Source organism: Streptomyces sp. NPDC059832, assembly GCF_042731715.1.
In the GTDB taxonomy this organism is placed as follows: Bacteria; Actinomycetota; Actinomycetes; order Streptomycetales; family Streptomycetaceae; genus Streptomyces.
This window is the reverse complement of record NZ_JBHWIY010000016.1, coordinates 89,072-105,185: the sequence shown is the minus strand read 5'-3', so window position 1 is coordinate 105,185 and position 16,114 is coordinate 89,072. Positions and strand designations below refer to the sequence as shown.

Annotated in this window: 17 protein-coding genes and 3 pseudogenes; 6 read left to right on the top strand and 14 right to left on the bottom strand. The window is 71.1% G+C overall.

The genetic code is table 11. The annotated features are described in order from the left end of the window. Nucleotides 1-58: 58 nt before the first annotated feature. The 3 genes and pseudogenes from ACFV8T_RS26720 to argB all read left to right on the top strand — a co-directional run. Nucleotides 59-871, top strand: coding sequence for a phytanoyl-CoA dioxygenase family protein (locus ACFV8T_RS26720; protein ID WP_385332067.1), 813 nt, complete (start codon nucleotides 59-61; stop codon nucleotides 869-871). Nucleotides 872-1,212: 341 nt separating this feature from the next. Then, a complete protein-coding gene (locus tag ACFV8T_RS26715) occupies nucleotides 1,213-1,512 on the top strand; it encodes a YfhL family 4Fe-4S dicluster ferredoxin (RefSeq protein WP_385332193.1) in 300 nt (99 codons plus the stop codon). A 530-nt stretch (nucleotides 1,513-2,042) separates the two neighbouring features. Next, nucleotides 2,043-2,398 (top strand): annotated as a pseudogene (gene argB / locus ACFV8T_RS26710) (acetylglutamate kinase); the annotation flags it as partial. 211 nt (nucleotides 2,399-2,609) lie between these two features. On the opposite strand, the gene ACFV8T_RS26705 reads toward argB, so the two are convergent. The 5 genes from ACFV8T_RS26705 to ACFV8T_RS26685 all read right to left on the bottom strand — a co-directional run bounded on the left by ACFV8T_RS26705 (nucleotide 2,610) and on the right by ACFV8T_RS26685 (nucleotide 5,777). Beyond that, nucleotides 2,610-3,722, bottom strand: a complete 1,113-nt coding sequence (locus ACFV8T_RS26705; RefSeq protein WP_385332064.1) for a trypsin-like serine peptidase — start codon at nucleotides 3,720-3,722, stop codon at nucleotides 2,610-2,612. A 121-nt stretch (nucleotides 3,723-3,843) separates the two neighbouring features. Then, nucleotides 3,844-4,116 (bottom strand): transposase, encoded by a 273-nt coding sequence (locus tag ACFV8T_RS26700; RefSeq protein ID WP_385332061.1) that lies wholly within the window; start codon nucleotides 4,114-4,116, stop codon nucleotides 3,844-3,846. A 121-nt stretch (nucleotides 4,117-4,237) separates the two neighbouring features. Continuing rightward, nucleotides 4,238-4,687, bottom strand: coding sequence for a hypothetical protein (locus ACFV8T_RS26695; RefSeq protein WP_385332058.1), 450 nt, complete (start codon nucleotides 4,685-4,687; stop codon nucleotides 4,238-4,240). Between the two features lie 23 nt (nucleotides 4,688-4,710). After that, nucleotides 4,711-5,463 (bottom strand): SDR family NAD(P)-dependent oxidoreductase, encoded by a 753-nt coding sequence (locus tag ACFV8T_RS26690; RefSeq protein ID WP_385332056.1) that lies wholly within the window; start codon nucleotides 5,461-5,463, stop codon nucleotides 4,711-4,713. Next, nucleotides 5,460-5,777, bottom strand: coding sequence for a hypothetical protein (locus tag ACFV8T_RS26685; RefSeq protein ID WP_385332053.1), 318 nt, complete (start codon nucleotides 5,775-5,777; stop codon nucleotides 5,460-5,462). Before ACFV8T_RS26685 ends, ACFV8T_RS26690 begins: the two co-directional genes overlap by 4 nt. A 70-nt stretch (nucleotides 5,778-5,847) precedes the next feature. On the opposite strand from ACFV8T_RS26685, the gene ACFV8T_RS26680 reads away from it, so the two are divergent. Further along, nucleotides 5,848-6,768 carry a LysR family transcriptional regulator gene (locus tag ACFV8T_RS26680; RefSeq protein ID WP_385332050.1) on the top strand — a complete coding sequence of 307 codons (921 nt, stop codon included), beginning with the start codon at nucleotides 5,848-5,850 and terminating at the stop codon, nucleotides 6,766-6,768. A gap of 266 nt (nucleotides 6,769-7,034) precedes the next feature. Here ACFV8T_RS26680 and ACFV8T_RS26675 read toward each other — a convergent pair. Beyond that, nucleotides 7,035-7,139 (bottom strand): annotated as a pseudogene (locus ACFV8T_RS26675) (IS5/IS1182 family transposase); the annotation flags it as partial. After that, nucleotides 7,134-7,244 (bottom strand): annotated as a pseudogene (locus ACFV8T_RS26670) (IS5/IS1182 family transposase); the annotation flags it as partial. The pseudogenes ACFV8T_RS26675 and ACFV8T_RS26670, both read right to left, overlap by 6 nt. A 71-nt stretch (nucleotides 7,245-7,315) precedes the next feature. On the opposite strand from ACFV8T_RS26670, the gene ACFV8T_RS26665 reads away from it, so the two are divergent. After that, nucleotides 7,316-7,582: a hypothetical protein gene (locus ACFV8T_RS26665; RefSeq protein ID WP_385332047.1), complete on the top strand. Its 267-nt coding sequence runs from the start codon at nucleotides 7,316-7,318 to the stop codon at nucleotides 7,580-7,582. A gap of 82 nt (nucleotides 7,583-7,664) precedes the next feature. Here the strand turns inward: ACFV8T_RS26665 and ACFV8T_RS26660 are convergent, their stop codons facing one another. From ACFV8T_RS26660 to ACFV8T_RS26635, 6 genes are all read right to left on the bottom strand, one after another. Further along, entirely contained in the window at nucleotides 7,665-8,996 is a 1,332-nt protein-coding gene (locus ACFV8T_RS26660; RefSeq protein WP_385332044.1) for a carboxylesterase/lipase family protein, read from the bottom strand. Further along, nucleotides 8,993-9,937, bottom strand: coding sequence for a 5'/3'-nucleotidase SurE (gene surE, locus ACFV8T_RS26655; RefSeq protein ID WP_385332191.1), 945 nt, complete (start codon nucleotides 9,935-9,937; stop codon nucleotides 8,993-8,995). Before surE ends, ACFV8T_RS26660 begins: the two co-directional genes overlap by 4 nt. Nucleotides 9,938-9,954: 17 nt before the next feature. Beyond that, entirely contained in the window at nucleotides 9,955-10,410 is a 456-nt protein-coding gene (locus ACFV8T_RS26650; protein WP_385332041.1) for a hypothetical protein, read from the bottom strand. Between the two features lie 80 nt (nucleotides 10,411-10,490). Then, the gene (locus ACFV8T_RS26645; RefSeq protein WP_385332038.1) at nucleotides 10,491-11,885 is read right to left on the bottom strand and encodes an NAD(P)/FAD-dependent oxidoreductase; all 1,395 of its coding nucleotides are present in this window, start codon (nucleotides 11,883-11,885) and stop codon (nucleotides 10,491-10,493) included. A 129-nt stretch (nucleotides 11,886-12,014) separates the two neighbouring features. After that, nucleotides 12,015-12,440, bottom strand: a complete 426-nt coding sequence (locus ACFV8T_RS26640; protein WP_385332035.1) for a PaaX family transcriptional regulator C-terminal domain-containing protein — start codon at nucleotides 12,438-12,440, stop codon at nucleotides 12,015-12,017. 54 nt (nucleotides 12,441-12,494) lie between these two features. Next, nucleotides 12,495-13,244: a TetR/AcrR family transcriptional regulator gene (locus ACFV8T_RS26635; RefSeq protein WP_385332033.1), complete on the bottom strand. Its 750-nt coding sequence runs from the start codon at nucleotides 13,242-13,244 to the stop codon at nucleotides 12,495-12,497. Between the two features lie 100 nt (nucleotides 13,245-13,344). On the opposite strand from ACFV8T_RS26635, the gene ACFV8T_RS26630 reads away from it, so the two are divergent. Beyond that, nucleotides 13,345-14,979: an amidohydrolase gene (locus ACFV8T_RS26630; protein WP_385332030.1), complete on the top strand. Its 1,635-nt coding sequence runs from the start codon at nucleotides 13,345-13,347 to the stop codon at nucleotides 14,977-14,979. Between the two features lie 33 nt (nucleotides 14,980-15,012). Here ACFV8T_RS26630 and ACFV8T_RS26625 read toward each other — a convergent pair whose 3' ends face one another. Next, on the bottom strand, nucleotides 15,013-16,068 hold the full coding sequence (locus ACFV8T_RS26625; protein ID WP_385332027.1) for a LacI family DNA-binding transcriptional regulator: 1,056 nt from the start codon (nucleotides 16,066-16,068) through the stop codon (nucleotides 15,013-15,015). Nucleotides 16,069-16,114 lie beyond the last annotated feature (46 nt).

The window sequence follows — 16,114 nt, the reverse complement described above, 5'->3', positions numbered from 1 at the left end:
CAAAGGCGGTGCGGAGAATGTCGGGTGATCGGGACCGGTGTCGCCGCACGATGGGGGCATGGATGACACGACCTTGGTATCCCGCTTCCTCCGCGACGGCTTCGTGAAGTTGGAGGGCGCCGTCGCGCCGCGCGTGGCCGCGGACTGCGCGCGGCTGCTGTGGCGAGAGACGGGCTGCGACCCAGACGATCCAGCGACGTGGACGCAGCCCGTGCACTGGGTAGCCGGCATGGCGCAGGGACCGTTCGCCGCCGCACCCAACTCCCCGTCCCTGCAGCACGCGTACGACCTGCTCGTCGGTGCGGGATGCTGGGAGCCGCGCTACTCGCTGGGTACGTTCCCGCTGCGCTTCCCTCACGAGGAGGAGCCGGACGACGCGGGCTGGCACATCGAGGGGAGCTATCTGCCGGAGGGCGAGAGCTGGTACTTCACAAATCTGCGCTCCCGGGGCCGGGCGCTGCTGATGCTGTTCCTGTTCAGCGAGGTCGGTGAGGAGGACGCCCCGACCCGGATCCGGGTCGGCTCACACCTCGACGTGCCGAAGGTGCTGGAGAAGTACGGGGAGGACGGGGCGAGCGGGCTGGCCCTCGCACCCGATCTGGTGGCGGCGTCCGACCACCGGCCGCTCGCCCTCGCCACCGGGTCTCCGGGCGACGTCTTCCTATGCCATCCGTTCCTGGTGCACGCGGCGCAACCGCACCATGGGGTGCGGCCGCGCTTCATGGCCCAGCCGCCGCTGATGCCGGCCGCGCCGTACGAACTGGAGCGGGCCGACGGCGTGTACTCACCCGTGGAGATCGCGATCCGTCGGGGCCTGGGACAGGACACCCCCGGTCCGGACGGGGAGGGCACCGACTGCAGCGCCGGGTAGACATGCGTCATCCGTCCCTGGAACCGGGCGGAGCACCCGTGCCCGGCAGCGGCACGTCCGGCAGCGCCGCGCCGGCCGTAATCGACCATCGGGCAAGTGCTGTCCACAACACACCGGCCTCACGACGACATGCCGGACAAGATCACGCGAAGAGACCGAAGACCGTCACCCGAAGGACGGGGAGATCCACAGAGCAGGTCTCACCAACTTCCTGGGCCCCTTGCCCCGACGCTGCCCGAGCCGTTCGGTGCCTGCTTGTGCGGGCAACGCGCGGCACTGTCCGGCTGTTCGCTCGTTGGTCATCGGACTGCACCAGGAGACAGGAGTGAGCGGCAGTAGCCATCAAGATCACCGAAGACTGCATCAACTGCGGTGCCTGCGAGCCCGAGTGCCCCAACGAGGCGATCAAAGAGGGTGACGAGAACTACGAGATCAACCCCAACGCCTGCTCGGAGTGCGTGGGATTCTACGACCATCTCGCGTGCCAGGCCGTGTGTCCGGTGGAGAGCTGCGTGCCGGATCCGGACAAGGTGGAGAGCGAAGAAGTCCTGATCAACCGATCCTTGAGCCTGCACCCCGACGACAACAACCTCCGGCGGAAGGCAGACGCCGACGACTACCCCAGCCGGTTCCGGAGCTGAGCTCAGACCCGTCCAAGGACGGAACCGAGGACTCACCGCCTGGCCCCGGCCGAGCAACGGTCAGCGGCTCGGTGCAGGTCACGCCTCCATCGTACGGCCGGTGCACCGGAGCGGTCGGGACCTGGGGATGCGTACCTGCGCGGTGTGTGCTGCTCAGTTGGCCGGCATGCACACCTTCTTCGCCACCGACGTCGCCGACCGCAACGCCCTTCTCTCCGAGTTCGGGACGGCCCTGAAGCCCAGCACCGTGATCGGCGGGATCACCCGGTTCTCCCCGCGCGCCATCAACCTCGGTGGCGCCTTCGCCGCGCCCTACGCACGGCCGGGGTCCCTCCCCCGTCACCCGGAACTCGCCGGAGCGCTGGGCCCGTCCCCCGACGCGTTCTCACCCGGGTGGCGGTCGACGGTTTCGTCCCCGACGGACCCGGCGGATTCCCGGCCGAACTCGAAGCACTTCTCATCCACTACTGCGCGCAGGCTCCCACGGCGGGCGGCACGACGTCAGGCCAACGAACTCGTGAACAGGGTGCGGACCGGAATCCCGCTTCGAGGCGGGCCTGCGGGTGACCACTCCGGAAGCCACGGACGTGGTGCGCATGGTGCCGAGCGTCCGGGTCCAGCGGGAGCTGGTCGGCCACATCAACGCACACGGACCCTTCGCGGTGGGCATGACGGGCGAGGACGCCCACACGATGAGGCGGTACGGCGGCCAGCCTGGGTGGACGGGCGGCCGGTGGACACAGGCCTTGTCGGCGACATCGTGGACGTGAACCCCGGCATGGTGCGCACCCTCCTGGAGCAGGGGCACATCCCGGTGGTCTCCCCCGTGGCACGCGGCCAGGACAGGCAGGTCCACAACGTCAGCGCCGACCTCGCGGCGTCGGCTGGTCGAGATCCGGGCAACGAAGTGACCCGCAGGTCCTTGGCGATCACTTCGCTCGCCTCGCCGTGAGTGAACCTCTCGGCCGCCTTGAGTCGTAACTCCTTGCGGAACCGCTGCCGTTCGGCCATCAGCCCGCCCCCTTGTGGATACCGCGTGCCCTGGTGTACCGCAGGGTCGACCAGCCGTCAGCCCCTACGATTCCACGAGTTCAACCTCAGTAACGCGACTGTGCCCAGTCGTAGAGACGGTGGGCGCTGTCACCGAGGCGCGTTGCGTAGAGCGTGGGGGTCTGCCCGCCCGCGAGTTCCTCGTCGGTGGTGGTGACGCCCACGACGGTGCCGGTGCCGGTGCGGGTATCGAAGTGGGCCAGGTGAGGGCCACCGCTCGACCCGGCCGACATGTCGCAGGACTCACCCCACAACAAGGGGACCTTGGGACCGGGACGGCTCGTGCCCGCGCAGTGGATCAGGCGGGATCCGACGTACTTGTCCCCGGGGTCGTTGAGTCCGTAGTTCGGGTACCCGAAGGCGTGGACGAACTCGTCCTCGACGGGCCGGCCGAACCCGATCTGCTGGCTTCCGGTGACGTCCGCGATCGGGTGCCCCCCGGCAGCGGGGTTCGCCACGAGGAGTCCCGTGTCGTAGCCGGCGGCAGCGACGTCCGACGATTCCGTGGTGTCCGGATCGGCGTCCCAGCGGGAAGAGGTGGCCATGGTCCTGACGCTGAAGCCGCCGAGCGGTTTCGTTCCGTTGCGATAGCCGGGCACGAAGTAGAAGTTGTGGTTCCAGGTGTCGTCGGCGGAAGGCGACCCGACGCCTCTCAGGCAGTGTGCTGCCGTGATGACGGTACTGCGGTTGGCGCTGGTGACGACCGTCGCGGTGCAACTGCCGTCGTAGCCGTCGGAGAAGGTGAAGAACAGGCGGCCTACGTTCTTCTCCACCGCCCCGCCGTGTGTCCACACGGCCCCGGAGTCCGGCGTGTTCACGGGAAGCGGCCGCGGGTCGTCCGGCGTGTTGTCGTCCTCGGGCACGGGAGTGATCTCGGGGACCAGAGCGCCTGCCAGCTTCATCCGCTCGGGGGTCCAGTAGGCGTTGATCCGGTTGCGCTCTTGTGCGGTCGTGGCGCCGGCGTGGGTGGTCGTGGTGTCCGGTCCCGCCGCGCTGCCGCTGGTGGACGACGGGTTGTGCGGTGCGGCGTTGGCGACCGCGGTCGGCGTGACCAGTGCGACGACGGCCGCCGACACCGCGACGGTGGCGCCGATCGTGTGCCGGAAGGCCCTGCGGGTGCTGTCCTGGTGACCGCATGGGCGGTATGGAGGTGTGCGCATGCGAGGGACAGTAGTCACGCGATGTCAGGAAGCGGTCAGAAGAGTGTGAAGGCGGTGTCCGCACGGCCGGTCGGCGGTTCGTGCCGGACACGGACGGTTTTCGCGGGGAGGCACCGGGTCGTCAGGAGCTCAGCGCTACGGCGTGCGCAGTTGTCCCGCCCTTGACCTGCAGCACGTGGGCCAGTCCCCGGTTCTCCAGGCCGCGGCGGAAGTCGGCGTTCGCCCCGTGACCGGCATCCGCGACCAGTACTGCGGGCCGCAGACCGAGCGTGGCGAGCCAGTCGAGCATGTCCAGCGCGAACGGCACCGCACCGACCTGCCACCGCCTCGGCGACGACCTGGTGCCGAGCGTGGACATCGCCCCGTACACCGACCGCACCATGGCACCGGACATCCGGCCGTCCTCGTCCCCGTTCGGGGCGCCGGGCAGGGCTGCTGCCCGGCCGGGGCGTGCAACGGGTTGCGCAACGGCGGTGCTGAAGTGCCTGTTCTTGAATCCGGAGGAGGTGAGGGCCTCAACAACGCCTGTCAGCAGTGGCGCGAAATCCAGCTCGTCCAGGTACCGCTCGCCAGTGTGCGAGTTGAGCATGATGCCGTTGAGCCCGAGGGCCCATGGCCCGCTCCATCTCAGCGGCCGCGGCGACCGGATCCTGCGGTGCCACCGTGGCCAGTCCGCCGAACCGGCCCGGGTGACACCGCACGATCGCGGCCGGCGCGTCGCTGAACTCCCGGGTCGGCGGCACCGCGTCGGCCACGGCGTAGGGCTGGACGCCGGGTGGATTGAGGCTGAGCAATGTCATGTCCTGCCCGTGCGCGTCCATCTCCCGCAGCCGGGCATCGAGATCGGTGAGCCGGGCGCGATAGTCGGGAGGGCCTTCCACCGTGCGCATCAAAGCCATCTCGGTCTCGTCGCCCGGCACGACGTCCAGGCCGTGCGCGACGCGCAGGAGCGCCTCGGTGGCCATGTGGTCCTCAAGCGCGATGCCCCTCATGCCCGTCGCCCGCCGTCGACCGACATCGCGATCCCGGTGACGTAGGACGCGGCGTCCGAGCAGAGCCAGACCGCCGCCGCGGCGGCCTCCTCCGGCGTGGCCAGCCGGCCGAGCGGCGTGACCGCCGCCTGCCGCGCGATCATGTCGGTGCCGACTGCCACCTCCTCGAACCCGGGGGTGCGGGTCGGGCCGGGGCACACGGCGTTGACCCGGATGCCGTCCGGTGCGTAGTCGACCGCGGTGGCCTTGGTGAGGCCGACGACGCCGTGCTTGGCGGCCACGTAGGCGGGGGCGGTCGGAATCGCGTACAGGCCGCCGTTGGACGCGATGTTGACGATCGCTCCGCCTCCACGGCCGCGCAGCGCGGGCAGTTCGTACTTCATGCACAGGAAGGTCCCGGTCAGGTTGACGCGGACCACGCGCTCGAACTCGTCCAGGGTCATCTGGTCTAGCCTGCGGTGATGCGAGGCCATGCCGGCGTTGTTCACCGCGAAATCGAGGCCCCCGAACGCCGCGACCGTGCGCGCGACGGCCGCCTGCACGGACCGTTCGTCGGCGATGTCGACGGTGACAGCCAGCGCTTCCCCGCCGTCCTTCCTGATCGTTTCGGCGGTCTCGGCCGCCGTGCCCGCGTCGATGTCGAGCACGGCCACCGCGGCGCCGCTCCGGGCGAACCGGAGCGCCGCCGCGCGGCCGATCCCACTGCCGGCCCCGGTGACCAGGCCCGCCTTTCGGGAAGCGCCGCTCATACCAGCGCCGTGTGGTTCGCCCAGGCGACCTTGTACGGGTGCCGGGACTGCCAGCGGTCGATGACCTCGTGCATGCCCGGCACGGTGAACGCCTTCGCGAGGGCGTCGGTGTCGGCGACGGCCACCTGCACGATCGCGGTCGCGATCAGGGCCGGAACGGCCTCCTCGCCGGGGACGGGAATGTGGCGCCGGGTCGCGACCGACTGCACGAAACCGGATTCGAGCATGACCAGTTCGATATCCGCGAGGTACTGGTCGAGCTCGGCGTCGGGCAGCGGCTGGTCGAAGGAAACAATCATCGTGTGGTTGATCATGCAGGCAATCTTGGCTCTGCACGGCGCCTGCGTCCAAGACCGGTTCGCCATTCGGCGATAACCTGGAGGCATGATCGGACTGGAGACCCGCGAGCTCGAGTACTTCATCGCGCTCTCCGACGAGCTGCACTTCGGTCGGGCCGCCGTCCGGCTCTCGATCGCCCAGCCGGCGCTGTCGAAGGCCATCCGACGGATCGAGACCCGGCTCGGTGTCCCGCTCTTCATCCGCTCCAGTCGGCACGTCGAGCTCACCCCGGCCGGGAAGGCGTTGCAGGAACACGGCCGGCACGCGCTCAACGCGGTCAGCGCCGCCATCCGGCACGCCCAGCGTGCCGGCGATACCCAGGCCCACTTGCGGCTCGTGCTCAAACCCGGCGGCGACGCCGGCCTGCTCTCCGGGCTCCTGGCCGAATACGCACACCGGCCCGACGCCCGCCAGGTGGACATCCTGTTCAGCGGCCCGGCCGATCGCGCCGACTTCCTGCGCGACGGCCGGGCCGACGTCGGCCTGCTCTACGCGCCGTTCGACGACCTCGACGGCCTGGCCCACGAGACACTGCACACCGAGGATCGCGTGGTCATCGTCCCGGCCGGACACCGGCTGGCCGGGCACACTTCGGTGCGCATGTCCGATCTGGAGGGTGAGACGCTGCCGCGCTGGAAAGGCATACCCGGGGGCGATGGCACCGGTCCCGAGATCGCCGACGTGGTCCAGATGCTCCAGATGATCGCAGTGGGCCGGATGATCGGGGTGCTGCCCCGCTCGCTGGTCGAACCGGTCCCGGCCGGCCTGGTCTGCGTCCCGGTGGCCGACGCGCCGCCCAGCCGCCTGGTACTCGCCTGGATCGAGCAGGACCGCCGGCCGCTGGTCGCCTCGTTCGTGGCCGCCGCACTCGGGCCGCGCCGGGATAAGGCCCGATCAGACATCGACGAACCTGACGCGCCGCTCGCTTCGGACAACGAGCGGCTCGTACCGGAAGACGTTCGGTGACTGGGACGAGCGTGCCGGCTACGAGGAGGATGCCCACGACGGACGTGTTCCGCACCGCCTGCCCCAGGGTGATTGACAAGAGCTCGGCCCGGCACCGGCTGTCCGATGCCGACCGGAACTCGGACAGGACAGACGGCTGAGGTGGACGGCCGGCTCCCATGAACAGTCCTTTGCCCGAGCAAGATCAATAATCGGCCGCCGGAACCCGCTGGACCCTCGTTCGGTCCTCAGAGGGCGCTCACTGTGGGCGAATTACCCATTATGCCCTAATAGGTTCCTCTCCAGGTTGGCGTGGTCTCGTCCGCTATGCGCTTGGCGAGGTTGTCGATCGAGGCGACGTGAGTCACGGCTGCGGAGCTGGCGGTGCCGGTGGGCCTGCCGTCGGGCCGGGCCTTTCTCCATGCCGTCGGGGTCGCCTCGATCAGGGCCCATCGGGCGTCGGACAGGTCGCTGGGGTATGGCTTGCGCCGGCTCACTCCGTAGCGTTGGTTCGGGAGGGCCGGAAGGTGCCATTCCGCTGATCATCGGGAGATTCTGTCGCGAGGAGGTGCTGTACCAGCACCCGGACGTCCTGGAGGCCTCGGCGGTCGGTGTTCCCGACCCCGCGCACGGTGAGGAGGTCGCCGCCGTGCTGGTCCTGCGGCCCGGCGCCCGCACGACGTCGGACGAGCTGCGCGACTATGTCAGACAGCGGGTGGCAGCCTGCAAGTACCCGCGGACAGTGCGGTTCGCCGACGCACTGCCCAAGGGAGCGACCGGCAAGATCCTCAAGCGGGACATCGTGGTCGCTCCACCGAAGCCCCTGGATGCCTGACCGTCACGGCCGGTGGGCCGAGGACGACTGCGACACCTGCTCGGCGCGGACGGTCCGGCCGCCCGCGCCGCTTCTTCAAGTGCTACGGCCTCCGGAGCCGGCCCAGGGGGTCGTGGGCAGTGTGCGGTGTGCGGTTCCAGAGGCGGGTGGCGCGGGAGGCCGGGGTGTAGGGGGGCCAGGCCTCACCCGGGTCGAGGTCACTGACGAAGCGGACCCAGGACGTGTGGACCGCGTCGGCCAGTTCCTGGGGCGGGGTGGCGCCGAGGGCCTCGGGGACGCCGGGTGCGCCGAGGAGGTCGAAGGCGAAGGGCAGGTCCACGCAGTGGTGGCCCTCGAAGGCCGGGGCGGTGGCCGTCCATTCGAACTGGTAGAGCCAGGTGGGGCGTTGGCGTTCGGCACGGGCCTCGGCGAGGGCCAGAGCGGGGATGCGGAAGAGCTCGTCCGTGAGGGCCTGCCCGAGTCCGGCGGGCTCGACCATGTGGAACTCGTGGGCGGTGAAGCCGAGCATGAGCGGGACCTCGGCTCCGGCGTCGCCCTCCATGAGCGCCTCCGGCACCGGCTCCGGGATCAGCTCCCCGTCGACGAAGGGGGCGAGGTCGAGCATCGGGAGCTCGTCACGGTCCGGGCCCGGCTCCCGCAGACGGTCCTGGAGGTCGAGGAGTTCGTCGTCGCTCAGGTCGCGCAGGGCGGCGGCGGTGGCTGGCAGGCCGGTACGGGAGGCGAAGAGCGCGGACACGGTCTCGGCCAGGTCCCTGCCCTGCGGCGACATGACAGCGCCCGAGGCCGAGATCGCGGCCCGGAACAGGCCCTGGGCGGAGGGGACGGCGAGCAGGGTCTGGACCGCCCCGCCGCCCGCCGACTGGCCTGCGATCGTCACCCCGGCCGGGTCGCCGCCGAAGGCCGCGATGTTGTCCCGCACCCACTCCAGGGCCATGATCCAGTCCCGTACACCCCGGTTGTCCGGGGCGCCCTCCACGTGCAGGAACCCCTCGATCCCGAGCCGGTAGCCGAGGGACACGAGGACGACCCCGTCCCGGTTGAACGCGGCCCCGTCGTACCACGGGCTCGCCGCCGAGCCTGCCACGAATCCGCCGCCGTGGATCCACACGAGGACGGGCAGCCCGGATTCCGGATCGGTGTCGGGGGTGAAGACGTTGAGGTTCAGGACGCCCTCGCCCGGGATCGACGGCTCGGGAATCGTCGTCACGTCGGCGAACGGGCGCCGCTGGGCCGTCGGCCCGTACGCCATGGCGTCCAGCGGCTCCGTCCACGGCTCGGGCGGGACGGGCGCGGCGAACCGCAGGTCACCCACCGGTGGCTGGGCGTACGGAATACCGAGGAAGCGGAGGCTGCCGTCGGCCCGGCGCTCGCCGAGCACGGGCCCGCGGTTCGTGGAGACAAGGGTGTCGGTCATGAGATGGGGCTCCTGCCGTGGGTGGTTCGGACTCGGGCGGCTTCGTGCTCGACATAGTGGCGGATCTTCCGCAAGATCCCGGGGCGCGGGGGCTTCGCTCCGTAGGTGCGGTCGGCGGTCACCGGAGCGACGGAGATGCGGTGTTCCCCGTACAGGGCCTCCGCGTCGGCGTTCCTGACGGTCTCGGTGCAGGGGTCGCCCGGCCGTTCTTCGCAGAAGCCGAGGCCGATGCCGAAGGAACTCTCGCCGGTCTCCTCGTAGGTGTGCCGGACGACCTTGCCGTGGCCGACGCTCGTCCACCGGGGCGCACCGGCCGGCTGTCCGGCGCTGACGTCCGGGTGGTCGACCTTGAGCACGAACTCGGAGGTGAGGAGGGAGCGTTCCTCCAGTCCGGCGACGAAGCGGGTGGCGAACTCGGCGGTGACACGGTAGTTCTCGCGTGGAAAGCTGACCTCGGTCTCGTCCCCGGTGGAGGAGAGGGCGAGGGCCGGGACGCCCTCGTCGACGGCGGCGATCACGGCGCCGACGGTGCCGGAGTCATTGACCTGGGCGCTCACATTGGGACCGGAGTTGATGCCGGTGAGGACGAGGTCGGGGGCATCGGTCCAGCCGGCCTTGGCCTTGAGGCCCCCGCCCAGGGCGAGCTTGACGGTGTCGGCGGGGGTGGCGCTGGGGGTGTCCTCGGCGCACGGGCCGTCGGAGAGGCGGACGCCGAAGACCGCCCCGTCCGAGGGGGCGCCCGCGCAGTCGTTCTCGTATCCGGCCGGAAGGGTGGTCCGGCGCTGGGTGGTGAGGACGCCGCCGTTGGTGACGGCGGTGCCCTTGCCGGACTGGACCTGCCAGGGGGCCATCACGACGACGTCGGCGCCCGCGGCGCACATCGCGCGGCGCAGCTCGTACAGGCCGAGGCCGTCGGAGTTGCTCGCCCTGGCGGCCTGCATGGAGTCGTCGTTGGAGATCAGGATCCGCATCCCGGCGAGCGGCGGCTCGTCGGGTCCGGGGACGGGAGCGGCGTACGCCGTGACGCCGCACCACGCGATGGTGACGAGCAGGACGGTCTTGGCCGCGCCGAGGAGAGCCAGCATGCCGGGGCGGCGAGACCGCCGCCGAGGATCCAGGGGTCGCGGCGCCCGGAACGGTCCGAGAAGAGGCCGGCGAGTGGGTTGAAGAGGGTCGCGAAGATCGCTGAGATGCCGGAGACGAGGCCGAGGTTGGCAACCTTGTCCGCCGGGTCGACCAGTTCCACCTGGATGGGAAGCAGCACCACACCGATACCCATGTAGACCATGTACATCGCGGCGTTGGACACGGTGAGCATGGGGATCAGCCGTAGCAGGGCGCGTCCGGCGGACGTGGTGGGCCCGCCGGGATCCGGCATCACGGGAGCTGCGGGCCGGATTTCGGGTGCGGTCACGTCGGGCCTCCCCGGCCGTGCCCAGTGCGGGGAAGGCAGGACGGTTGTGCGGATGATGCGGGTGGGCGGGCGGCGGACACTCAGCTGTCGAAGCCGAGACCGAAGCGGTCCAGAGACCTCAGCCAGAGGTTGCGGCGGCCTTCATTGAGGTCGGCACGGGCCATGGACCACTTGGTGAGCCCGATGCCGATCGAGCGGACCGGCTCGGGCGGGAACGGAAGGGGTTTGCGGCGGACGAGGTCGAGCGCCGTGCGCTCGGTGCGCTCGCCGGCGAGCAGGTCGAGCATGACCTCCGCGCCGAATCGGGTCGCACCGACACCGAGGCCGGTGTAGCCGGCCGCGTACGCGACCTTTCCGTGGTGACTCGTGTCGAAGAAGACACAGAAGCGCGTGCTGGTGTCGATGGCCCCGCCCCAGGCGTGGGTGAACCTCACCCCGGCCAGCTGCGGGAAGGTCGTGAAGAAGTGCCGCGCCAGGGTGGCGAAGGTCGCGTGCCGCTGGTCGTGTTCGGCGCGGACGCGACCCCGGTAGCGGTAGACGGCGTCGTAGCCACCCCACAGGATGCGGTTGTCCGCGGAGAGCCGGACGTAGTGGAACTGGTTGGCGCTGTCCGCGAAGCCCTGACGGCCGCGCCAGCCGACGGAGGCGAGCTGCCGCTCGCTCAGCGGCTCGGTCATCAGCGCGTAGTCGTAGACGGGGACGGTGTACGGGCGGTGGCGGCGGAGCAGGGAGGGGTACGCGTTCGTGGCCAGGGCGACCCGTCGGGCCGTGATCCTGCCGTAGGGGGTACGGGCGGTCATCACGGCACCCCGCTCGTCGAGCGAGAGCGCCGGTGTGTGCTCGAATACGCGGACGCCGAGCGAGAGGCAGGCGCGCTTGAGGCCCCAGGCGAGCCGGGCCGGGTTGACCATGGCGACGTCGTCCTTGTTCCACAGACCACCGAGGAAGGTCGGGGAGTCGATCTCGGCCCGGACGGCGTCGGTGTCGAGCAGGACGGGCTTGCCGCCGTAGCGGGCGGCGACCTCGGCCTCGTGCCGGAGGCCCTCGACCTGGTAGGGCTCGGTGGCGACGACGATGGAGCCGGTGCGCTCCCAGGCGCAGTCGATGTCGTGGCGTTCGACGGTGTCCTCGATGGCCTGGAGGTTCTCGCGGCCGAGGCGTTCGAGGACGCCGATCTCGTCGGGCCAGCGGCCGAGGCCGTTGTGCAGGCCGTGGGTGAGGCTGGACTCGCAGAATCCGCCGTTGCGGCCGGAGGCCGCACCGCCGGCCTCGTCGGCCTCGATGAGCACCACGTCGAGCGAGGGGTCGCGCTCCTTGGCGACGAGGGCGGTCCAGAGGCCGGTGTACCCCCCGCCGACCACGAGGAGGTCGCAGGTGGTGCCCCCGGTCAGGGCGGGGGTGGCCTGCGGCCGGTCGGGGTCGTCCAGCCAGAACGGGGTCGGTTCGGCGTCCCGGAGCGAGGTGAGGTGGTCCATGGGGCGGGCTCCTTAGGATCGCGGAGGTACGTGCCTCCGGAATGCCGTAATGAGACCCGCCAGGACTCGATAAGGTCAATGGTGTTGACGTAAGACCCCCCACACACCCGTTTCCGCAGGTCAGGCCAGTCAGATAGATCCGGACGGATCCCAGCGGTCGAGGATCTCGTGCGCGATCCGGCTCGCCCCGGGCCCGAAACGGTGCGCCAGCTCCCGGAAGAGCTCCTCGGCGCGCGCGGCCGGCCACTCCTCGGGCAAGTGCTCGGCGGGCAGGTGGGGGTCGCGCCGCACCAGGTCGAGCCAGTCGGTGTGGAGCAGGAGTTGGCGGCCGAGGTCGTCGCCGGCCTCGCCGGGCGCGGAGCCGCCGCCCCAGCGGACCAGGAAGTCACGGTAGCCCTCGGCGATCACGTCGATGTCGAAGGCGGTACGGAGCAGGGGGCCGACCTCGGTGGGCGCGGCGACCTCGCCCCGGAAGGCCCTGATGCGGTCCCCCAGCCCCAGCTCCGCGCCGGACGTTGCCCGGCGGAGCAGAGCCTGGCCACGCTCCTCCCCCACTTGATGCAGACGGCGGCGCGGATCAGCGCCGACCTCGCGGCAGTGGGCCGCTGGTCACCCGTCCCCGTGATCTGAACCGCCCGTCGGCCCGGCGCCCGCGTCGGCCGTCCCCGGCAGCCGGGCCGCCACCGCTTCCAGCATCAGTTCCAGCGCGAAGGGGTACCCGCTGTCGCGCATGTCGGCGGCGAGCAACGGGTATGCCGACGTGATGTTCGGATGGGTGTCGGGCGACAGCTTTCCGTACACCTCGTGCCAGACCTCGGCATCCGCCTGCTGAGCGTTCGCGGGGCGGGCGAGGACGGCGGCGTCCTGTGCCGCGAAGGCGAGCGCCTGGTCGACGAACGCGTGGTAGATCCGTACCGCCAGGGGGTTCGGAAAGCCCGCCCCGCGCAGGATGCCGAGGACCGTCTCGACGGCCCGGGTCTCGTGGGGACGGCCGGTCGTGCGGTGCGCGGCCAGGAGTGTGGCCTGCGGGTTGGAGCTGTACGACGCGTGGATCCTGAGCCCCATCGCCCGGAGGTCGGCACGCCAGTCACCGGTCGGCTTCAAGCCTTCCTGGGCACGCCCGATCAGCTCGTCGGCCAGGGCGAGCAGCAGGGCGTCCGTGTTGCGGAAGTAGCGGTAGAGAGCGCTGGGGTCGGCGCCGAGCGCCGCGCCCAGGCGCCGCACGGACAACGCCTCGGCACCGTGCTGCACGACCAGGCGCAGGGCGGTGTCGACGATCAGGCGTTCGGAAAGGACGGCGCCCTGCTTGGTGGGGCGGCGGCGCTTTCGCTGCCCTTCGGAAACCACGCGATCGGCCATGGCCGGACCTTATGACAACACCATTGACGTGTAAAGACCATCCGGATTGCATGGCACTCGTCACAACGATCAACCGCCCCCTCACGCACTGGAGCAGCGCATGACCGCAGCCGATCTGGTCTTCACCCGCGGCCCCGTCTTCACGGCCGATCCGGCCCGCACCCGGGCCACTTCGCTCGCCGTCGTCGGCGACCGGATCGCCGCCGTCGGCCACGACGAGGTGCTCGAACTCATCGGTCCCGGCACCGAAGTGGTCGACCTGCACGGGAAACTGCTGCTCCCCGGCTTTCAGGACGCCCACATACACGCGGTGTACGGCGGCTCGGAGCTGGCCGAGTGCGATCTGAGCGGAACGGTCGGCGTCGAGGAGTACCTGGAGCGGATCCGCTCGTACGCGGACGCGCATCCCGACCGTGCCTGGATCACCGGCGGCGGCTGGTCGATGGAGAGCTTCGCCGGCGGTCTGCCCACCCGGCAGCTGCTCGATTCCGTGGTCCCGGACCGTCCGGTGCTGCTCTCCAACCGCGACCACCACGGCGCCTGGGCCAACACCCGTGCCCTGGAGCTGGCCGGTGTCACCGCCGGGACCCCGGATCCGGCCGACGGCCGGATCGAGCGGGAGCCGGGCGGCGCCCCCAGCGGCATGCTCCAGGAGGGCGCGACGGCCCTGGTCTCCCGGCTGATACCCGCGAGCACCCCGGCCGAGCGCCTGGCCGGCCTGATGCGCGCCCAGGAGCTGCTGCACTCGCTCGGCATCACGGGGTGGCAGGACGCGCTGCTCGGGGTGTTCAACGGCAAGCCCGACCCGTCGGACGCCTATCTGACCGCCGCACGGGACGGATCGCTCACGGCCCGGGTCACCGGTGCACTGTGGTGGGACCGTGAGCGCGGGGCCGAGCAGATCGAAGAACTGGTCGCGCTGCGCGAGCAATTGAGCCACGGCCGGTTCCGCGCCGGTTCCGTCAAGGTCATGCAGGACGGCATCGCCGAGAACTTCACCGCCGCGATGACCGCCCCCTACCTGGACGGCTGCGGCTGCACCACCGCCAACAGCGGGCTCAGCTTCGTCGATCCGCTGGCCCTGCGCGGCTACGTCACCCGACTCGACGCCCTCGACTTCCAGATCCACTTCCACGCACTCGGCGACCGAGCCGTCCGCGAGGCCCTCGACGCTCTGGAAGCCGCAGTCGACGCCAACGGCCACCGCGGCAACCGCCACCACCTCGCCCATCTCCAGGTCGTTCACCCCGACGACCTCCCCCGCTTCGCCCGGCTGGGGGCCATCGCCAACATCCAGCCCCTCTGGGCCGCCCACGAGCCCCAGATGGACGAGCTGACCGTCCCCTTCCTCGGGCCCGAACGGGCTGCCTGGCAGTACCCGTTCGGCGAGCTGGTCCGCAGCGGGGCGACTCTCGCCGCGGGCAGCGACTGGCCTGTGAGCAGCCCCGACCCGATCGAGGGCATCCACGTCGCCGTCAACCGGGTCGCCCCCGAGTCCCCCGGGAACCGCGTCTTCTACCCGGAGCAGCGGATCGACCTGCCGACCGCCCTCGCCGCCTACACCGCGGGCACCGCGCACGTGAACGGTTGCGACGACTCCGGGAGCCTGCGCGCCGGACACCTCGCCGACCTCGTCGTCCTCGACCGCGACATCCTCACCGCGCCGCCCGAGGAGATCGCCCGAGCGCGCGTGGAGCGGACGTATGTGGGCGGCACGCTCGTCCACACGGTCTGAGCCGACCGAGTGAGCCGCCGGGTCCGCTCCGGCTCAGTGCCCGCCCCTGCGGAGCGAGGACTCCCGTACGTCGAGCCGCGTCTGCACCAGCACGCCGGAGGGCTCCTCGCGGCCCAGTTCCAGGGCGGCCACGAGAAGTTCGATGCCGGCCTCCGCGATCTCCCCGGGCCGCAGGCTGAGCGTCGTCACGGGCGGTTCGGTGTGGGTGGCCGTGACGTCCTCGCTCACACACACCACGAGCAGGTCGTCGGGCACCCGGTAGCCGTGGCGGCGCGCCGCCTCCAGCACCAGGGGCGGGCTCGCCTCGGCGACGACGAGCAGCGCGTCGGGCCGGTCGGGCCCGCCGAGGGCCTCCTCGACGGCCCGGACCACCGGCCCGTTGCCGGCCTCGGCGGCGAGTGCGACGTGCTCCTGCCGACCGAGCGCGACGCACCGGTCGCGGTAGGCGGCGAGCGCGCCCGTGTGGAAGCGGGTCGTACTGTCGGGCAGGACGAGCGCGGGCCGCCGCGCCCCCTGCCCGGCCAGATGGTCGAGCGCCTTGCGTACGGCCTCGCCCGCGTCGACGTCCACCCACTGGGCACCCGGCTGTCCCTCCACGGAACGGTCGCTGATGACGGGGATCCGGGCGGCTAGGAGGTCGCCCACGATCCGGTCATCGGCGACCGGGTCCGCGACGATCACCGCGTCGAGCGGGAGATCGGCCCACTCGTCCTGGAGGGAGCCCGAGGGAAGCAGCACCAGGGCGTAGCCACGGCTGAGCGCCGACTGCGCGGTCGCGCTGGTCAGCTGCGCGAAGTACGGCGACTCCAGGAACGTCCACGGGGCGCCGACGAACTCTCCGACCACGTATCCGATCAACCTGGCCCGTCCCGCGCGTAGTTGGCGTGCGGTGGCGTTGGGCCGGTAGCCCATCCTGCGCGCGGTCTCCCTGGCTCTCTCCCGGACGGCCGGGGAGAGCCGTCCGGTGCCGTTGAGCGCCGCCGAGACGGTGGTCTTGGACAGGCCCGCCTCGCGGGCCACGTCGACGAGCCGGACGCGTGGCGGGGTGGGTGGCGAGGCGTGCCCGCGGTGCCGTGAAGCTTCGGTCATGGGGCTCATGCTGCCACCCTCACGACCTCGGGAAAATCGTTCCCGC

What these genes read in the sequence shown, in the direction of transcription:
- ACFV8T_RS26720 (WP_385332067.1), top strand. Translation starts at nt 59, where the DNA reads ATGGATGACACGACCTTGGTATCCCGCTTCCTCCGCGACGGCTTCGTG.
- ACFV8T_RS26645 (WP_385332038.1), bottom strand. Translation starts at nt 11,885, where the DNA reads ATGGACCACCTCACCTCGCTCCGGGACGCCGAACCGACCCCGTTCTGG.
- ACFV8T_RS26625 (WP_385332027.1), bottom strand. Translation starts at nt 16,068, where the DNA reads ATGACCGAAGCTTCACGGCACCGCGGGCACGCCTCGCCACCCACCCCG.
- ACFV8T_RS26680 (WP_385332050.1), top strand. Translation starts at nt 5,848, where the DNA reads ATGATCGGACTGGAGACCCGCGAGCTCGAGTACTTCATCGCGCTCTCC.
- ACFV8T_RS26690 (WP_385332056.1), bottom strand. Translation starts at nt 5,463, where the DNA reads ATGAGCGGCGCTTCCCGAAAGGCGGGCCTGGTCACCGGGGCCGGCAGT.
- surE (WP_385332191.1), bottom strand. Translation starts at nt 9,937, where the DNA reads ATGCAGGCCGCCAGGGCGAGCAACTCCGACGGCCTCGGCCTGTACGAG.
- ACFV8T_RS26635 (WP_385332033.1), bottom strand. Translation starts at nt 13,244, where the DNA reads ATGGCCGATCGCGTGGTTTCCGAAGGGCAGCGAAAGCGCCGCCGCCCC.
- ACFV8T_RS26630 (WP_385332030.1), top strand. Translation starts at nt 13,345, where the DNA reads ATGACCGCAGCCGATCTGGTCTTCACCCGCGGCCCCGTCTTCACGGCC.
- ACFV8T_RS26685 (WP_385332053.1), bottom strand. Translation starts at nt 5,777, where the DNA reads ATGATCAACCACACGATGATTGTTTCCTTCGACCAGCCGCTGCCCGAC.
- ACFV8T_RS26705 (WP_385332064.1), bottom strand. Translation starts at nt 3,722, where the DNA reads ATGCGCACACCTCCATACCGCCCATGCGGTCACCAGGACAGCACCCGC.
- ACFV8T_RS26660 (WP_385332044.1), bottom strand. Translation starts at nt 8,996, where the DNA reads ATGACCGACACCCTTGTCTCCACGAACCGCGGGCCCGTGCTCGGCGAG.
- ACFV8T_RS26695 (WP_385332058.1), bottom strand. Translation starts at nt 4,687, where the DNA reads ATGGCCACCGAGGCGCTCCTGCGCGTCGCGCACGGCCTGGACGTCGTG.
- ACFV8T_RS26700 (WP_385332061.1), bottom strand. Translation starts at nt 4,116, where the DNA reads ATGTCCGGTGCCATGGTGCGGTCGGTGTACGGGGCGATGTCCACGCTC.